10 protein-coding genes are annotated in these 16,923 nt (G+C 45.6%); 2 read left to right on the top strand and 8 right to left on the bottom strand.

Annotated elements, in window-relative coordinates; genetic code table 11:
* Nucleotides 1-29 precede the first annotated feature (29 nt).
* The 7 genes from QUA40_RS14690 to ribBA all read right to left on the bottom strand — a co-directional run bounded on the left by QUA40_RS14690 (nucleotide 30) and on the right by ribBA (nucleotide 11,076).
* Entirely contained in the window at nucleotides 30-2,702 is a 2,673-nt protein-coding gene (locus tag QUA40_RS14690; protein WP_333126991.1) for a CHASE4 domain-containing protein, read from the bottom strand.
* Nucleotides 2,663-3,160 (bottom strand): hypothetical protein, encoded by a 498-nt coding sequence (locus tag QUA40_RS14685; RefSeq protein ID WP_333126988.1) that lies wholly within the window; start codon nucleotides 3,158-3,160, stop codon nucleotides 2,663-2,665. Before QUA40_RS14685 ends, QUA40_RS14690 begins: the two co-directional genes overlap by 40 nt.
* Nucleotides 3,161-3,440: 280 nt before the next feature.
* Nucleotides 3,441-4,445 (bottom strand): RNA polymerase sigma factor, RpoD/SigA family, encoded by a 1,005-nt coding sequence (locus QUA40_RS14680; RefSeq protein ID WP_333126985.1) that lies wholly within the window; start codon nucleotides 4,443-4,445, stop codon nucleotides 3,441-3,443.
* Nucleotides 4,446-5,323: 878 nt separating this feature from the next.
* A complete protein-coding gene (locus QUA40_RS14675) occupies nucleotides 5,324-7,054 on the bottom strand; it encodes an ATP-binding protein (RefSeq protein ID WP_333126982.1) in 1,731 nt (576 codons plus the stop codon).
* A 98-nt stretch (nucleotides 7,055-7,152) separates the two neighbouring features.
* The gene (locus tag QUA40_RS14670) at nucleotides 7,153-8,592 is read right to left on the bottom strand and encodes a pentapeptide repeat-containing protein (RefSeq protein WP_333126980.1); all 1,440 of its coding nucleotides are present in this window, start codon (nucleotides 8,590-8,592) and stop codon (nucleotides 7,153-7,155) included.
* A gap of 48 nt (nucleotides 8,593-8,640) precedes the next feature.
* A complete protein-coding gene (locus QUA40_RS14665) occupies nucleotides 8,641-9,096 on the bottom strand; it encodes an HAD domain-containing protein (protein ID WP_333126978.1) in 456 nt (151 codons plus the stop codon).
* A 264-nt stretch (nucleotides 9,097-9,360) separates the two neighbouring features.
* Complete coding sequence (gene ribBA / locus QUA40_RS14660) at nucleotides 9,361-11,076, bottom strand: bifunctional 3,4-dihydroxy-2-butanone-4-phosphate synthase/GTP cyclohydrolase II (RefSeq protein WP_333126976.1); 1,716 nt, start codon at nucleotides 11,074-11,076, stop codon at nucleotides 9,361-9,363.
* A gap of 170 nt (nucleotides 11,077-11,246) precedes the next feature.
* Between ribBA and QUA40_RS14655 the strand changes: the two genes are divergently transcribed.
* Both QUA40_RS14655 and QUA40_RS14650 read left to right on the top strand, forming a co-directional pair.
* Complete coding sequence (locus tag QUA40_RS14655) at nucleotides 11,247-11,657, top strand: DNA methyltransferase (protein WP_333126973.1); 411 nt, start codon at nucleotides 11,247-11,249, stop codon at nucleotides 11,655-11,657.
* A gap of 202 nt (nucleotides 11,658-11,859) precedes the next feature.
* Entirely contained in the window at nucleotides 11,860-16,005 is a 4,146-nt protein-coding gene (locus tag QUA40_RS14650) for an nSTAND1 domain-containing NTPase (protein ID WP_333126970.1), read from the top strand.
* Between the two features lie 40 nt (nucleotides 16,006-16,045).
* Here the strand turns inward: QUA40_RS14650 and QUA40_RS14645 are convergent, their stop codons facing one another.
* Nucleotides 16,046-16,579, bottom strand: coding sequence for a hypothetical protein (locus QUA40_RS14645; protein WP_333126967.1), 534 nt, complete (start codon nucleotides 16,577-16,579; stop codon nucleotides 16,046-16,048).
* Between the last annotated feature and the right edge of the window lie 344 nt (nucleotides 16,580-16,923).

Here is a 16,923-nt window from a genome sequence, read left to right as displayed (position 1 = left end):
TTTTGGTTTCTCTCAAATTTAAAAAAGAGCTATGCTGGCAACATCAGAGTAAAAGTTGACCCCTTACCAAACTCGCTATTCACCGTAATTTCTCCCCCCAGCATCTGAGAGTATTTCTGCGCTATTGCCAAACCCAAACCCGTACCTCCGTATTTGCGGGTAGTCGAAGCATCAGCTTGCGTAAAAGGTTGAAATAACTTTTGTAGCTGTTCAGGAGTAATCCCAATTCCCGTATCCGTACACTTAAAAATTAACTGTTCCGAATCCCAACTATTCTCGTCATTTTTAATTCTTTCAACGCTGAGTGTAATTGTCCCCTTATGAGTAAACTTAGCTGCATTACTGAGCAAATTAAACAAAATTTGAGTAAACTTAATTTGATCTGAATACAATTCGCCAATATTATGAGGACACTCCACATTCAGGCGATTAGTGTTTCGCAAAAATAGCGGTTCAACAGTTCGGGCTACATCTTGAACTACCTCAGACACATCAAAAGTTTCTAATTCAACTTCCGCGTGACCAGCTTCAATCTTCGACAAGTCCAGAATATCATTAATTAAGGAAAGTAAAAGCTGGCCTGAATGGTGAATTCTCTTCAAATCCAATACAAAATCTTCTTCGCCCAAATCTAAAGCCTCTTCTTGCAGAATCTCGCTGTAACCGATAATCGCATTCAGAGGAGTTCGTAGTTCGTGGCTCATGTTAGCCAAAAACTGACTTTTAGCTAAATTAGCTGCTTCTGCCGCTTCCTTTGCCTTGTAAAGTTCTGCCTCGGCTTGCAAGCGGTCGGTCACGTCGTGAGCCAGCACTAATTCAGCATTTCTGCTATCAAATATCAGGGTATAAGAAGTAATTTCTACATCAATAATGGTGCCGTTTTTTTTCTTGTGCTGCCACACACCTGCAAAATCAATACCAGCATCTACTTGGGATATATTTTCTAGCAATCTCGGCAGCTCTTGGGGGGGACGAATGTCGGCAACGGTCATGTTGAGAAATTCGTCGCGAGTGTAGCCGTAGTGTTGGACAGCAGCCTGATTGACGGCTATAAATTCGAGAGTTTCTAAATCGTAAACCCACATCGGATGGGGGTTATTTTTAAACAAAAGTCTGTAGCGTTCTTCCGAGGATCGCAGTTCGGCTTCGGCTTGCTTGCGCTCAGTAATGTCGCGGACAACAGTGCAAATAATCTCGCGGCCGCCGTAGGAAATCACGCTCCCGCTCACTTCTACATCTACGCAGGAACCGTCTCGGCGGCGGTAGAGAACTTCGCCAATTCTGAATTGTTTGTCCGTCAGCAGCAACTCGATATTGTTGTCAATTAGGTCTTTAGAGTAAGCGATGATATCGTAAATAGTTAGTTGCGAAATCGCATCAGGACTGTAATCGAGCAAGTCTCTAAACGCTGTATTGGCTTCCAAAAGGCGTTTGGTTTGAGCGTCCCATAGGAAAATACAATCTGTAGCTTGCTCGACTACGGCTCGGTAGCGGGCTTTTTCCTCAAGTTGTTCGCTTTCGGCTTGGGCGATCGCACTCAACATTCCGTTGATAGTATGGGCAAGGTCTGACAACTCATCTTCGCCCGTCACCGGCAGCCGCACCGAGAGGTCTTGGCTGCTGCTGACGCGGTTCACTGCTTTCGCCAAACCGGTCAACCGAGACAGCACCAGACGCTCTAGCAGCAGGAGAGTGCAGCCGACAAACCCAACTCCCGCGAACGCTACAGACACCAGCAGGTACAGCAAACTAATTTGACCTTGGCGGTATATTTCTCTGGGGATATCCACCCGCAGCAACAGCGCCGGTTGATTGTAAATATCGCGGATTAGAGCGTAACCCGCGATCGACTCTTCGCTTAAAGGACGCACAAAAATCGGTTTTTTTTCCGACAGTTTCTCCCGCGCTTTCTGAAAGTCTGCAGGCAACTGAGCCTCATTAACGCTGTGTACAATGAGTGGCAAGCGAGTAATTTTAGAAACCTTCGCAATGCTCGCAGCATCCAAATTGCGCCCGAATATCAGCGTACCTCGGATCGGGCCGGTGCTTTTAGTCGTGAGAATTGGGCGGGAAGTAATCAGTATTGGCCCTGACGGTAGCAGCAGGATACCAGCGAGGCTGCTTTTGGCGTTGGGGTGCTGCAACAGCGGGTCATTGAGAGAAATGCGCCGTTTTAATACTTCTGGAACAGGCGTTAGTTTCAGCTTTTCGCTGTCGAAACCCGTACTGTAAACTATTTTGCCAGAAGTATTGACAAAAATGGCCATATTAACTCTTATATTAGCCAGCCCTTCTGGAATTAAATTGGAGGCAATGAATTTTGAGTTGCGGTTTTGGATGAAGGTGTAGGTGTCGTCCCACGACGACCAGTCGGCAAAGCGCGAGTTGAAGTCGTCGGCAGTTTGCCCGAACACGCTGAGCACTCCCTTGACAACCTGTGTGGCTTCTTGTTCCTCTGCTTTGATCAGGCTGCCCAAGAGGATGCTTGAGGAGGCGACATACAGAAGGCTAGTCAGTCCAGCGATGGTAATGCCAACGATCGATAGTGTTTTCCAACGCAGTTTCATCTTGTCGTGTGTGTGGTGTCCGTCCGAAATTCTCAACTCAGGAGCAATTTTACTGATCTTTTCTGAGTCCTGACTGCTGGGGCGGGGCCTGTCTGCTACTTTTCCCACACCTGCTGTTTGTGAGCGGCCTTGCAAATACCCAAGATGCGCCGATTGTTCTCGCTGATTGTGGAAATTGGGTAATACTGTTGCAGATTTACCGAGTAGGGAGAGCGACTGCCGTCGTAACTGTCCACTACTGTTAAATTTAACTGAGTTCGATCGCTTGTGCCGTAAAAACAGTAAAAAGCAGACCGAGGCAGGTAAAAAGCGCCTACTACCTTTCTCTGCCGCATTTCAAATACAAAATATTCTTGTTTAATTTCATCTGGGTTGCTCGACTGGCCGTAGAGGTAAATGCCATCTGCTAAACCTGTGCTAGCTGTATCTGCCCCAGGATTTGGCGGAGATTGCGAGCTTAAAACGCCGGATTTGATGTCCGAGTCGTGTGCCCGGCGTGCGGGGAATGCGATGCTGAAGTTACCGGGCGAGAGAGCAAGCACGATCGCGATCGCTTGTAAACTTCCTGTCAATATCAAATAAGTCAAAACCACTCCAGACCCCAAAATTTAAAATAGCTGCCTCGAAGCGCCTCTTGTACCAGTTTCAAAAAGCTCGTAGAGAAACCGGGTATCTCGCTTAACGCTGGCTATTAACTTGAATGAACGAGCGCCCGCCCGGTTCCTGAACTTAAATCTAAGATTAGTTTTGACAAATTTTGCCTCCGCCCAGATCGGGCGATCGACCTCTCAAATAAAAGTATCCTTAATAAGAGCAGCGCCAACACGAAAAAAAAAGTTGAGATTGTGGGGAAAATCTCAACTTTTTTAGTGACTAACTAGCCAAGTATTCTCGGACTTGAGATTGGCGGCGCCGCAGGTGGGCGAGGGCTTGATGTTCTAGTTGCCGCACCCGTTCCCGGCTGAGATTGAGGCGTTCTCCGACTTTCGCCAGAGACATTTCTGTGCCGTCTTCCAAACCGAAGCGCAGAATTATTACATCTCGCTGCTGGGGGGTAAGTTCTGATATCAAAGTATCGAGGTCTTGCCGCAGTAATTCCGAGGTAATGTAGTTGTCTGGAGATGCAGTTTCGTCTTCTAAGAGTTCTTGCAGTTCGGTATCTTGGTTGTCTCCTACCCGCAAGTCCAAAGAAACTGGATGTCTTGCCATCAGCAGGTATTCCCGAATTTGGGAAGGTTGCAGTTCCAAGGCCGAGGCAATTTCCGCAGGTGTGGGAGAGCGGCCCAACTGCTGCGTGAGTTCCCGCTGCACTTTTTTGATTTTATTGAGTTTTTCGGTGATGTGAATTGGCAATCGAATGGTGCGGGCGTGTTGGGCGATCGCGCGGGTAATTGCTTGCCGAATCCACCAGTAGGCGTATGTGGAAAATTTGTATCCCCGCATCGGGTCAAATTTTTCGACTCCTCGTTCTAAACCAAGGGTGCCTTCTTGAATTAAATCCAAGAATTCCATATTGCGTTTCTGGTATTTTTTGGCGATCGCCACTACTAGCCGCAAATTGGCTTCAATCATCTTTTGCTTGGCCCGCCGCCCTATTTGTAAGATCCGGCTAAGTTCAGGTTCGGTCAACTCCATTTCGGCCGCCCACTCTTGATTAGTCAGATCCCGCTGCCATTCTTTAGCAAGTGCTTGTTTTGCTTCGATTAATTTCATCATTTGCTGCACCTGCTTCCCGAAAACAATTTCTTCTTCTCGGGTTAGCAGGGGTACGCGACCGATCTCGTGCAGATAGGTACGAACCGTATCCGTTGAGGAGTATGGCCGGCTGCCCATGCGATCGGCTTTCACTGTTTTGTTTTTGGGGGTTGTGGTGGACATGGGTGAGTATTGCACTCCTTGTAACAACAGATAAAAAGTTGGTGATACCCTGTCCCACTTTTGCAAGTGGGATAAAGACTGCGACAAAGGGGATGTTTCCCCTCCTGTTTATCGGTGACGATCGGTAGAAGCTTTTTGTTTGGGATTACTTTTGTGCTGGATTTTCCAGTAATCCCCCTCGATTTTTGTTAGCTCCCTAGCTTTAACGGCTAGTTCAAGGCGAAGTGGAGCAAGAGTTTAGTTTTCTCAATATTATTCCCAATTTTGAGGATCGTAAAGGGTAAAAACCTCTGTCTTAAGGTCAAGATTCTACATTTTTCCTTAAGGTTTTGAATTCCCTGTTAGTTTTAACTGCCACTCAACTTCACAATACTCATGCAAACAGACTCATGCAATTCGAGGGCTTTGTTTTGCTCTCTGTTCCATCATCGCTTGAAATTTTCTCGCTGCCTAGATGCTGAGATGCGAGATAACCGAACTCGATCGCCGTATTAGATGCGAGTAACTGTTTAAAATATTTATTGACATTTTTATTTAAATATGCTAATCCAATTCTGCTACGACTAACGACAAGGTGTATAAAGGCTGGCTGTTGCCCTGTTTGACTTTCATTGTGCTACAAGGCTTCATCATTTCCATCATGTTTAAGCTTATGCAAATTTTGGGCAGTTAGGGATGAGGGGTGAGGGGGTGAAAGGGGAAAAGCTTCTGACTCAAAGCTGGGGCCTAATTTTTTTGACGTTCGATCGCACTTTTTCGTTTATAACTGAGGCAAAAATCTGATATTTCTGTCATTGCCAGCGATCGCCAATTGTTCGCAAAGACTAATTTACAGTAACATTTGCCTAAGTTCGGTAATGAATCTAGCAGTTGTAAATCTAAAATCCCAAATCCATTTTAGCAGATTCTGCCTCGGCAAATACTTGTTCATCGGGCATTTCTTGCCAGTCAATATCCCCAATTTCTCTGTAGAATTGCTCGTCGTAGGGGCGAGTTTGCACGACTACGGGCATCGGTACGGCGTGTCCCAAAACTAATGCTTGCTGTTTGGAGTCGAGTTTGGCCAAAACTGATCGCAAACTCTGCCCTCCTGAAACGCCCGTAAAAATAGCATCGATGTCTTTATCGTCGTTTAGCAAGGCTGTGATCCGCGTGCCGACTTGCGACATCACCTCGCCGTCGATACCAGAGGGACGCTGGTCTACAATTAGCAGGGTTACGAAGTATTTTCGCATTTCTCTGGCGATCGTACCGAAAATAGTCGATCGGACGATCGCCGGATCGAGAAAGCGGTGAGCTTCCTCAATGGTAATCACCAACGGCTGCGGGCGATCGCACGGATTTTTGCTCTGCAAAAACTTCTCTGCTTTCCGCACGTAAGCTCCGTGAATGCGGCGAGTAATAACATTTGCTGCTAACATATACGACAGCAAATCCGAGTGCGAACCAAACTCAATTACTACATTTTTGCCACTATCCAAACACTGCAAAACTTCTGTTACATAATTTTTCGGACAGCGTTTGCGAATGTATTTCAAATCATTCAGTCGCTCTAATTTCCGCTGCAAAGCCATAATCGAAGATTTATTCCCCCGCTTTTCTTCGCAAAACATTTGGATATCTTCGTTGGTCATTTCCAGCAACTTGTTAATCCAACCCTTGCCCAACTCATTTCGCAAAATAATCGCATTTTCGATACTAGCTTCCGACAAATTCAACTCCCGCTGCACTAGCGAGATATCTTCCACTTCAATTTCCTCGAAACTCAAAAACAACTCTTGAGCGTCGCGGACTCCCCGACGTTTTGTCGATTCTGGATCGAGGGTATAAATCTGAATTTTATCGGGAAACAACTGCCGCAAACCTTTAACAGTGCTGAACTGTTTCCCTTCCGAAACAGCTTCCCACCCGTACTCCGAGTGCATATCAAAAATTAAATTAACAGCAGCTTGCTTGCGAATAATTCCAGACAAGAGCAAGCGTGTCAGAAAAGATTTTCCCGTTCCCGACTTGCCAAAAACCCCGTTGCTGCGTTCCACAAATCGGTCTAAATCCAAGCACACAGCAACGTCCATGTCAATCGGTTTGCCGATCGCAAAGTTGCGGCGGTACGGGTCATCTTCCCAGCCAAAAACTGCCCGAAAATCGGTTTCTTTGGCATCAAATACCTGGGAAAAGTGGCTGGGAATAGTTTTGACCGGCAGCAGTTCCATATCGGCGCCACTTTGTGCCTCAAAAGAACCCAAATTGCCTAATGCCAACTTTTTATCGGGGACTCCGTTACCTGTTGGATTGAAGATTGCTTGAGATTTTTCTTTTTCCGCCGTCAACATCAACATCGGCGACAGTTCGATCGTACCGTAGGTGCTGCTACCGGCTAGCACTGCTAGAAGAAAATCGTCGTTGGGATTGGGAGGATTCGATAAAATGCGAGCGCTGGAAGTTCCGAGAGACACGTCGGTGAGCATACAGAAAAAGTGCGATCGCACCCCCCGCACTACTAGAAATTTCCCCACCCTCATATCTTCCACCGAAACGTCGGCGTGCAGTCGCACTTCTAATCCCTTGCTCAGGGAACCTTGAATAACAGAGCCTAACGGTCGATCCATTTTAGATTTTAGATTTTAGATTTTAGATTGTTAATAATCGAGTAATTTTCGCTAGGCGATTTTTGATTGTTGATTTTCGATTGTTAACACTCCACTAATTACCATTCCGATTCTAGCGGCAATTCAAAAAAACTCGGACTCAGATATAGATCTGTCAAATCAGTTTCGCTTAAATAAGCGTCGGTCAACAATACGCCTTTTAAAGTGGCGCCTTTGAGGTTAGCACCTTTGAGGTTAGCACCTCTGAAATTAACTCGGAATAAATGAGCATCGCTCAAGTCTACATCAGTTAAATCTGCTCCCTCCAAATTTACTCTCATCAAATCTGCTTTTCTGAGGTCAGCTTCCCTTAAATTCGCGCCGCTGAGGTCAGCTTTTGTCAAGTCTACACCTCTCAAGTCTGCCCCGCTCAAGTTAGCGCATAGCAAACTAGCTCCGGTGAAATCTGTCTCCCTTAAATCGGCATCCCTTAAATTAGCGCCACTGAGGTCTGCCCTTGTTAAGTCTACACCCCGGATGTCAGCAGAACTCAAGTTTACTTGGTGTAAAATTGCGCCGCTTAAATCAGCTCCTCTCAAATCTGTTCCCTCCAAGTTTGCACCTTTGAGGTAAGCTTTTTTTAAGCTAGCTCTGCTGAGGTCTACATTTTTGAGATTGACCGAACTTAAGTTAGAACCGCTCAAATTAGCTCCACTTAAATCTGACCCGTTTAAATCGGCTCCGGTTAAGTTTACTCCTGGCAGTGATACATTGGGAGCTATTAAATAAGCTCCGCCCAGAGCGGGGTCAATGCCTTCGGAAAACAATGTTTTGTTGCTATAAACTGCTTTCTCCAAAATCGTACCACTCAAACTGGCTTCCCTCAAGTCCGCTGCGCTGAGGTTTGCTCCTGCTAAGTTTGCCCGATCGAGTTTGGCGCCAAATAAAATAGCTTTGTATAAATTTGTCCGCCGCAAATCTGCTCCTTTTAAATCGGCTTCGGTCAAATCTACCATAGCCAGATTTAAGCCGGGGAGCGAAGCATTGGGAGCTAGCAAAAGTGCTCCCAATGCACCCGGGTCAATACCCTCGGGAAAAATAGTCCGGTTGTTGTATACGGCCTTGTCTAAAATGGCGCCCCTCAACTGAGAACCGCGCAAATCGGCTCCGCTCAGGTTGGCTCTGGTTAAGTTGGCTTCCTGGAGATTTGCTCCTACTAAATTAGCCTTGATCAAACTTGCTTGTTTGAGGTTGGCGCCTGTGAGTTCGGCTCCTACGAGATTAGCTTCTCGGAGGACAGCACCAGTCAAATCAGCTCTAGTGAGGTTAGCTAAATTGAGAAATGATTCAGCTAAATCCGCCCCGCTGAGATTAGCCCCGGTGAGGTCGGCTTCCATCAGGTCTGCATACCTGAGAATAGCGTCGCTGAGGTTGGTTTCTTTGAGGTCGGTGCCTCGGAGGTTGGCTCCCCGGAGTTCCGCACCGCCAAGGTTGGTGCCTTTAAGTGCTTGTCCCCTGAGATCGAGTCGGTGCAGAAAGTCACCAACGTTCATTTCCATGTCAAATTCACCCTCTCTATTCCGATACTTTTTTCCTAACCTTTGAAATCAAGTTAGATATTCTGAAAGTACCTTTGCTGAGTTCTGGTCAAAACCATTGTAATCATCAATAGCCACAACTGGCGCATCTGGTGGATAGTGTTCTGGAATATCGTCAATGGCTACCCAAGGTGAGTTTTCTTCTTGATTTTGTCGAAGATACTCAAGAACTTCCTGGTGTCGTAAATATTTGTGTTGGTGAATATTTTTGGGGTTGAGAAAAGGGGTGAATCCGATAATACGGATAGCGAGATCTGGTGAAAATAATGGCGTGATTACCTCGAAGGGGAATATTTCACGCCAGGATGATGAAATTACTACTCGCGCATTAGGATAGCAACGAAGGACATTTTCAAAGTGATTAAGGCAAGCTGAATTAAATTTCATTATATCTGTTTGTAAATTCGATGTTTCCTGTCTTCTGTCAGGAATAAGTACACCATCAATGTCTAAAAAAATTAACATTAACTAAAAGTCCTAGTGAATAATTTAATGACTATTAATACTGCTTAATAATATAAATGTGCATCGACGATTCTCTCTCAAGTGTTCGCTACATCGACTTGTTAGACTGCAATCAACATTGTTATTCACTGTTTTTATTGGTTGCTGCTTTCTGACGAAAGGAAGATGCTGGTATCAACAAGTATTGTTCTGAAATTCACAGTTTTTCTGGGCTTCTGCCTTCCCCCCTGTTGGGGTAGGGGGGTTAGCTTCTACCTTCTGCCTTCAGGCAAGAGGAGCAAAACTGTAGATTTTTTGAGGTTCGAGCCGATCGCAAATTCCGACTAATTCCGACAAAAGGAACGTCTCGCGATCGAGCTGGACTTGCAGGGTTTTGAGCGGATCTCCACCGGAGGAAACCATGAATTCTAATGTTTGCAAATTCGGCTCAGTGCTGATTTCGCCCAAAATTTGGCCGATCGCCTTGACGTAAGGATGGTTTGGATCTTTGTACCAATCGGGGGCTGCGAGTCCGGCTTGATCGAAGCCGAGGTGAACTATAAGGGAGCCTTCTCCGAACAGGGCTATTCCCACCGGCCGCGCTTCTTCTTGCAGCAGTAAATCGCGACTTGTTACCAACTGCCGCAGTTTTTCGAGGTGTTCGTACCGATTTTGGATTGCAGAATCTTCCTCTTTTCCTTCTGCTTTCTGGCTTTTACCTTCTTCCTTCGTTTCTTTCCACTGAATCGCCACTGTTACTAAATAAGTTTGCAGCAGCATATGACCGAGTTTTTCGGCTTTTGTTGCCAGATAGATCGAGTTGTAATCTGTGGCTTCAATGAGTAAGGGGACGCGATCGGCTACTTCAATTCCGTAACCTTTCAAACCTGCAATTTTGCGGGGGTTGTTGGTAATCAACCGAATTTTTTTAACTCCCAAATCGTTGAGCATTTGTGCTCCGACGCCGTAGTTCCGCAAGTCGGCGGGAAATCCCAACCGTTCGTTGGCTTCTACGGTATCGAATCCCAAATCTTGCAGCGAGTAAGCTTTTAGTTTATTTACCAATCCAATGCCCCGACCTTCTTGGCGCAAGTAAACTATGACGCCGGAACCGACATTTTCGATCATTTTCAGTGCCGCTTGCAGTTGCATCCGGCAGTCGCACCGCAGGGAACCCAAAGCATCGCCGGTCAGGCATTCGGAATGCACCCGCACCATCACGGGTTTGTCTTTAAATTCTGCCGGGTCGCCCTTGACAATAGCAACGTGTTCTGAATTGTCTTGGGTGTCGCGGTAGGCGTAAATCATAAACTCGCCGAATTGGGTGGGCAATTTGGCGACGGTTTCGCGGCGGACGAATCGATCGTGCTTGAGCCGGTAGCTAATTAAGTCAGCAATACTGATTATTTTAAGGTTGTGGGTTTTGGCGTACTCGATTAATTCGGGCAACCTCGCCATGGAACCGTCGGGGTTTTGAATTTCGCAGATGACGCCGCTGGGATACAGGCCCGCGAGTCTGGCGAGGTCAACCGAGGCCTCGGTGTGACCGGCGCGTTTGAGGACGCCACCGTCGATCGCCCGCAGGGGGAAAATGTGACCGGGACGGCGCAAATCTTGAGGTTTGGTGTCCGGGTGGATGGCTACTTGGATGGTGCGCGCCCGGTCTTCGGCGGAGATGCCGGTACTGACGCCGTTGACTGCATCGATGCTGACGGTGAAGGCAGTTTGGTTGTTGTCGGTGTTTTTGCTGACCATGAGGGGCAGTTCCAGGCGATCGAGCCTTTCGCCACTCAATGCCAGACAAATCAAACCCCGCGCGTTCACGGCCATGAAATTGATGTTGTCGGGGGTGGCGAATTGGGCAGCACAAATCACATCGCCTTCGTTTTCGCGATTTTCGTCATCGACTACTACCAGGGGGCGACCTGCTTTCAGGTCTGCCAGGGCGCTGTCAATTGAGTCAAATTGAAAGGATTGAGTTGAGGTGTTGTTGTGGGGCACTGAGAAGTTCAAGCTATAAACAGTAATGTTATCGAAATAGAATCTATTTTTGATTGTAACCTTTTGTTTCCGGCAGGGGCATTCCCCAGTCCAGATGAGTTTGACAATATTTTTAAACTCACTTACTATAATTATTGCATCTTGTCAACAAAAACTCTCCCAAATATTTCATGAGCTTGACTGATATCGCGAAGATTTTAGGTAAACCGTACTTTAAAGCTCCTAATTGCTTAATTTATAACATGGATTGTTTGGAAGCATTGAAGCGGCTGCCGGATCAATTTGTAGATTTAACCGTTACCAGCCCGCCTTATAACATCGGCAAAGAGTACGAAAAATGCTTGGTGTTAGATGAGTATTTAAACTGGTGCGAGCAGTGGATAGCGGAGGTTTACCGGGTAACGCTCGATCGAGGATCATTTTGGCTAAATTTAGGTTATTTGTCAATTCGCGATCGGGCAAAAGCAATTCCGATTTCCTACCTGCTTTGGGACAAAGTGCCTTTTTATCTGATTCAAGAAGTTGTCTGGAACTACGGCGCGGGAGTTGCGGGCAGCAAGTTCTTTTCACCTCGCAATTAAAAGTTTCTCTGGTATGTAAAAAATCCTGATAAGTATACATTTAATTTGGATAAAGAGCTATTCTGGATTTGTGGTGGAAACGGTAGTCTCGCTCACGCAGGCTTTCCGGGCTGTACCACGGGAAGTTTTATTTTTATTATCACCTAAAACTCAGGAAAGCCGTCTAGCCTGTTGAAAAATTATCCTATCATTCCTGTGTCTTATGAGTAATAACGCCCGCGTCAAAACAATTCTGATTCTGGCAGCTAATCCCAAAAACACTGCTCCCTTGCGATTGGATCAAGAAATCCGGGAAATTGACGAAGGATTGCGAAGGGCAAACAAACGAGAACAGTATAAATTAGAACAAAAATGGGCAGTCCGTTCCCGTGACTTTTACCGGGCTATCTTAGACTATCAACCGCACATTGTTCACTTTTGCGGACATGGTGCGGGAGAAGATGGAATTGTCCTAGAAGATGATACTGGAAAAATGGCGCTAGTGCAGACAAATGCCCTCGCCAGTATGTTTAAATTATTTGCCAAAAAAGGGGTAGAGTGCGTAATTCTCAATGCTTGTTATTCGGAAGTACAAGCTGATGCAATTAGCCAATACGTTAATTATGTAGTTGGCATGAATAGAGCCGTGGGTGATAAAGCAGCCGTCGCCTTTGCGGTGGCATTTTATGATGGGATTGCCGCAGGATATGAAATTGAAGAAGCCTACGATTTAGGGCGTTCGCAGATGATGAGTTTCCTAGAGCATGAAACTCCTGTTTTTAAGAAAAAGAACTTAATAGATGCTCCGATTGATGACGGTATAATTGCTTTTGAAGATGTGATTCCGCCTAACCCTTACCAAGGATTGTCTGCATTTAAAGAAGAAGATGCCGACTTCTTTTTTGGACAAGAAAAGTTTGTAAATAAGTTAGTGGAAGTAACTCACAAACAACCACTGGTAGCGGTAGTTGGGCCAAGTGGAAGTGGAAAGTCTTCTGTGGTATATGCGGGTTTAATTCCCCACTTGCGAAAAGAGGGAAACTGGTTAATTGAATCTTTCCGTCCGGGAAAAGAACCCTTTGAGTCGTTAGCTTCTGCCTTGGTGCGGCAATTAGAACCAGAAGCAGGTGAAACTCAACAACTGCGGGAAGCGGTGGGATTAGCCGGCGATTTCAAAAATGGGAGAATCACTTTACAACAAGTTGTATCTCGCATTTTAGAGCGTAACCCGGGTAAACGATTGTTGTTAGTTGCAGACCAATTTGAGGAACTGTACACCCTTTGTCAGGTGAAGGAAGAACAGGAGCGTTTTGCTGATGAGTTGCTAACGGCGATTGCTCAAGAAAATATTACTTTAGTTTTGACTTTACGGGCTGATTTTTACGGTTACATCCTTTCTTATCGTCCGTTTCGGGATGCTTTGCAAGAATATACACCCCAGTTACTCAGTTCCATGAAGGGGGACGAATTACAGGCAGCTATTGAATTACCTGCTCAAAAATTGGAAGTACAGTTAGAACCGCAATTAACCCAACGCATTCTTGATGATGTGGGGCAAGAACCGGGGAATTTACCGTTATTAGAATTTGCCCTAACTCGCTTGTGGGAAAAGCAAATCAACCGAGAGTTAACTCACAAAGCTTATGAAGAAATTGGCGGGGTAAAAAAAGCCATTGCCAATCATGCCGAACAGGTTTATCAAAAACTGAATGAAACAGAGAAAAAGCAGGCGCAGCGAATTTTTGTGCAATTAGTGCGTCCGGGGGAAGGAACGGAAGATACCAGGCGCGTTGCTACCCGTGCGGAAGTGGGGGAAGATAATTGGAATTTGGTCAGTTATTTAGCGGGATATCAAGCAAGATTGGTAGTGACGGGACGGCTTGAACAGGAAGATACGGTAGAGGTAGTGCATGAAGCGCTGATTCGAGAATGGGGTACTCTGCGCGAGTGGATGAATGCTAACCGTCAGTTTCGGACTTGGCAAGAACGACTGAAGATGGGGTTACGGGAGTGGAAAAATAACAACCATGATGCTGAAGGGTTGTTGCGGGGTGCGCGGTTGACTGTAGCGGAAGAGTGGTTGCGTCAACGTGCAGATGAAATGACGCAGGAAGAACGAGATTTTATTCAGGTTAGCGTAAAAGAAACGGATAGAGAGAGACAGGAACGGCAACGCCGACGGCGACTGACAATTATCGGACTAAGTGGCTTTTCATCTGTAGCAATGATGTTGGCTGGATTTGCCCTCTATCAGCTTCAACAAGCCCAACGTCAGCAAGTGGAACAACTAGCAGCAACTTCTAAAGCTTTGCTAGCTGCAAATCAGCCTGTTGAGGCACTTGTCAATGCTATTGCTGCTGTTGGTTTAGGTAAGTCAACCTTTGTTCAATTTCCCCAATTTCTTGATAATTATACTCGTGACAGTTTACTAGATGCGATTTTCGTTAGCCGGGAATTCAATCGCTTGCAATATAAAAGTCAGGTGAAGTCGATAGCTATCAGTCCTGATGGCAACCGCATTGTTAGTGGTAGTAGTGACAAGACGATTCGCTTGTGGGATGCCACTACAGGTCAGCCACTTGGAAGACCCCTAAAGGGACATAAAGCTGGAGTGACTTCGGTAGCTATCAGTCCTGATGGCAAGCGTATTGTCAGTGGTAGTGACGATAATACGATTCGCCTGTGGGATGCCACTACAGGTCAGCCACTTGGAAAACCCCTAGAGGGACATGGAGAATCTATCAGTTCAGTAGCTTTCAGCCCTGATGGTAAGCGCATTGCCAGTGGAAGTTGGGACAAGACAATTCGCCTCTGGGATACTAATACAGGTCAACCCATTGCACAACCCCTTCGTGGGCACAAAGAGCGGGTCACTTCTGTAGCGTTCAGTCGTGATGGCAAGCGGATTGTCAGTGGTAGTAGTGACAAGATGATTCGCCTCTGGAATGCCACAGGTCAACCCATTGCACAACCCCTAACAGGACATCAAAAAACTGTCTATTCTGTAGCTTTCAGCCCTGATGGCAAGCGCATTGTCAGTGGTAGTGGCGATAACACTATTCGCTTATGGGATGTCACCACAGGTCAGTCCATTGGGCAACCCATAACAGGACATCAGGAAGCTGTCTCTTCTGTAGCGTTCAGCCCTGATGGCAAGCAAATAGTTAGTGGTAGCCTTGACAAGACAATCCGCCTGTGGGATGCCACAGGTCAGCCGATTGGACAACCCCTAACAGGACATCAGGAAGCTGTCTATTCTGTAGCGTTCAGCCCTGATGGCAAGCGCATTGTCAGTGGTAGCCTTGACAAGACGATCCGCCTCTGGTTTGTCACCATGAATCCGATCGTTGGGGAATCTAAGGAATTGATTAATTCCGTGGCTTTCAGCCCTCATAGCAAGCGGGTTGCCAGCGGACACCAGGACGGTACGATTCGCCTGTGGGCTGTCACTACAGGTCAGCCACTGGGAAAACCCCTAACGGGACATTTAAGCCAGATCTATTCAGTTGCCTTTAGTCCTGATGGCAAGCGTATTGTCAGTGGTAGTGACGATAATACGATTCGCTTGTGGGATGCCACTACAGGTCAGCCACTTGGAAAACCCCTAACGGGACATCAAAAAGCAGTTTTCTCTGTTGCTTTTAGTCCTGATGGCCAGCGTGTTGTCAGTGGTAGTGACGATAATACGATTCGCTTGTGGGATGCCACTACAGGTCAGCCACTTGGAAAACCCTTAACGGGACATCAAAAAGCTGTCTGGTCTGTTGCTTTTAGTCCTGATGGCCAGCGTGTTGCCAGTGGTAGTGACGATAATACGATTCGCTTGTGGGATGCCACTACAGGTCAGTCGATTGGGCAACCTCTCAAAGAACATTTAAGTCAGGTCTATTCGGTTGTCTTTAGTCCTGATGGCCAGCGTGTTGCTAGTGGTGGTAGTGATAAGACTATTCACTTGTGGGATGCTACTACAGGTCAGCCGATTGGACAGCCTCTAAAAGGACATCAAGGTACCATTACTTCCCTTGCTTTCAGTTCAAATGGTAAGTGGATTATGAGTGGCAGCCAGGATAAGACCATTCGCCTGTGGGATGCTAATACAGGTCATCTGATTGGACAACCTCTAAAAGTATACAAAGCATCGGTCAAGTCAGTTGCTTTCAGTCCTGATAGTAAGTGGATTGTTAGCGGCAGTGAAAATACAATTAGTTGGTGGCCAGTTTCTTGGTTGCTTTCCTGGCAAATTCCGCTTGAAATAGCCTGTAAGCAATTGCAGAAACATCTTATCTTCATTCAGCCTAAGAACGATTCGACGCAAGCAGCTAAGAAAACTTGTCAGCAGTACATTCCGGCTTTCGATCAAAGTAAGTAGCCATCTTAAACTGTATCCTAGCGTAGGCAGTTTAGGATGGCTACTTAATCAGTTTTGAATCCAAATTTTCTGGGCATTGTGTACAACCATGGATATTGGTACAGGCGCATTCCAACTTTTCTTGCTTATCTTTCAGACGTAAAAGAAGTTGCTTTCTTTCCTCATCTGTAATTGGCTCTCTTATTGTAATTGGCTCTGTTCTCTCATCTCTATCTCTAATTTCAGCAATTTCAGCAAAAGCTTCTTTTCTTTTTTTTTGTCTAACGAGTGATGTAGCAGCTATGGTGAAATCAATTATCTCTAAATCTTTATAGATATCACTAAAAACTGTTTTTCTCAAGATGTCATTATATTCGTCCAAGATAGTTTGCGATGAGTCTGTTGCTTCTCTAAATACCTTTGATGAAACAATGGTAGTAAAATTAACCACCTCAACATCTTTCAATCCATATTTTTGAAGTACTTGGTTAAACTCTTCAAAAAGTGGTTTTAAAACTGTTCTAATTTCATCGGGAGTTAGTTCTTGATTTTCGGAAGTATCAGTATTCAAATTTTGATTGGTATTATTAGACATACTTAAATTTCCTTGAAGACTCCAAAATTAAGCTCTAGCTTCATATTTTAAGGAATGATAGAACATAACATGGCAAAAATAAAGATTTTTTTAATATTTTATCAAAATTTTATTTTTCTATCTCCTGTATTTCTTGATACTGCCGAACTTTGTATTAGAGTTTAGTAGGGCATTTGGTGTCAGAACCCATCCATCCCTGTCAAGGTGGTGAAGAAGTCCCTCAAACGCTTGAAATCTCATAGCGAGGGATCATTAAATCTGATTCTTTGGCTCTCCTGAACTTATGGTTATAAGTTTATCTAATCACAAAAGCAAGCTAATACGCGATTCCTAAAATTATTAAA

This window comes from Microcoleus sp. Pol11C3 (assembly GCF_036701485.1).
Lineage (GTDB): Bacteria > Cyanobacteriota > Cyanobacteriia > Cyanobacteriales > Microcoleaceae > Microcoleus.
This window is presented reverse-complemented; position numbering and strand designations above follow the sequence as displayed.

What these genes read in the sequence shown, in the direction of transcription:
- QUA40_RS14680 (WP_333126985.1), bottom strand. Translation starts at nt 4,445, where the DNA reads ATGTCCACCACAACCCCCAAAAACAAAACAGTGAAAGCCGATCGCATG.
- QUA40_RS14675 (WP_333126982.1), bottom strand. Translation starts at nt 7,054, where the DNA reads ATGGATCGACCGTTAGGCTCTGTTATTCAAGGTTCCCTGAGCAAGGGA.
- QUA40_RS14670 (WP_333126980.1), bottom strand. Translation starts at nt 8,592, where the DNA reads ATGGAAATGAACGTTGGTGACTTTCTGCACCGACTCGATCTCAGGGGA.
- QUA40_RS14665 (WP_333126978.1), bottom strand. Translation starts at nt 9,096, where the DNA reads ATGTTAATTTTTTTAGACATTGATGGTGTACTTATTCCTGACAGAAGA.
- QUA40_RS14655 (WP_333126973.1), top strand. Translation starts at nt 11,247, where the DNA reads ATGAGCTTGACTGATATCGCGAAGATTTTAGGTAAACCGTACTTTAAA.
- QUA40_RS14650 (WP_333126970.1), top strand. Translation starts at nt 11,860, where the DNA reads ATGAGTAATAACGCCCGCGTCAAAACAATTCTGATTCTGGCAGCTAAT.
- QUA40_RS14645 (WP_333126967.1), bottom strand. Translation starts at nt 16,579, where the DNA reads ATGTCTAATAATACCAATCAAAATTTGAATACTGATACTTCCGAAAAT.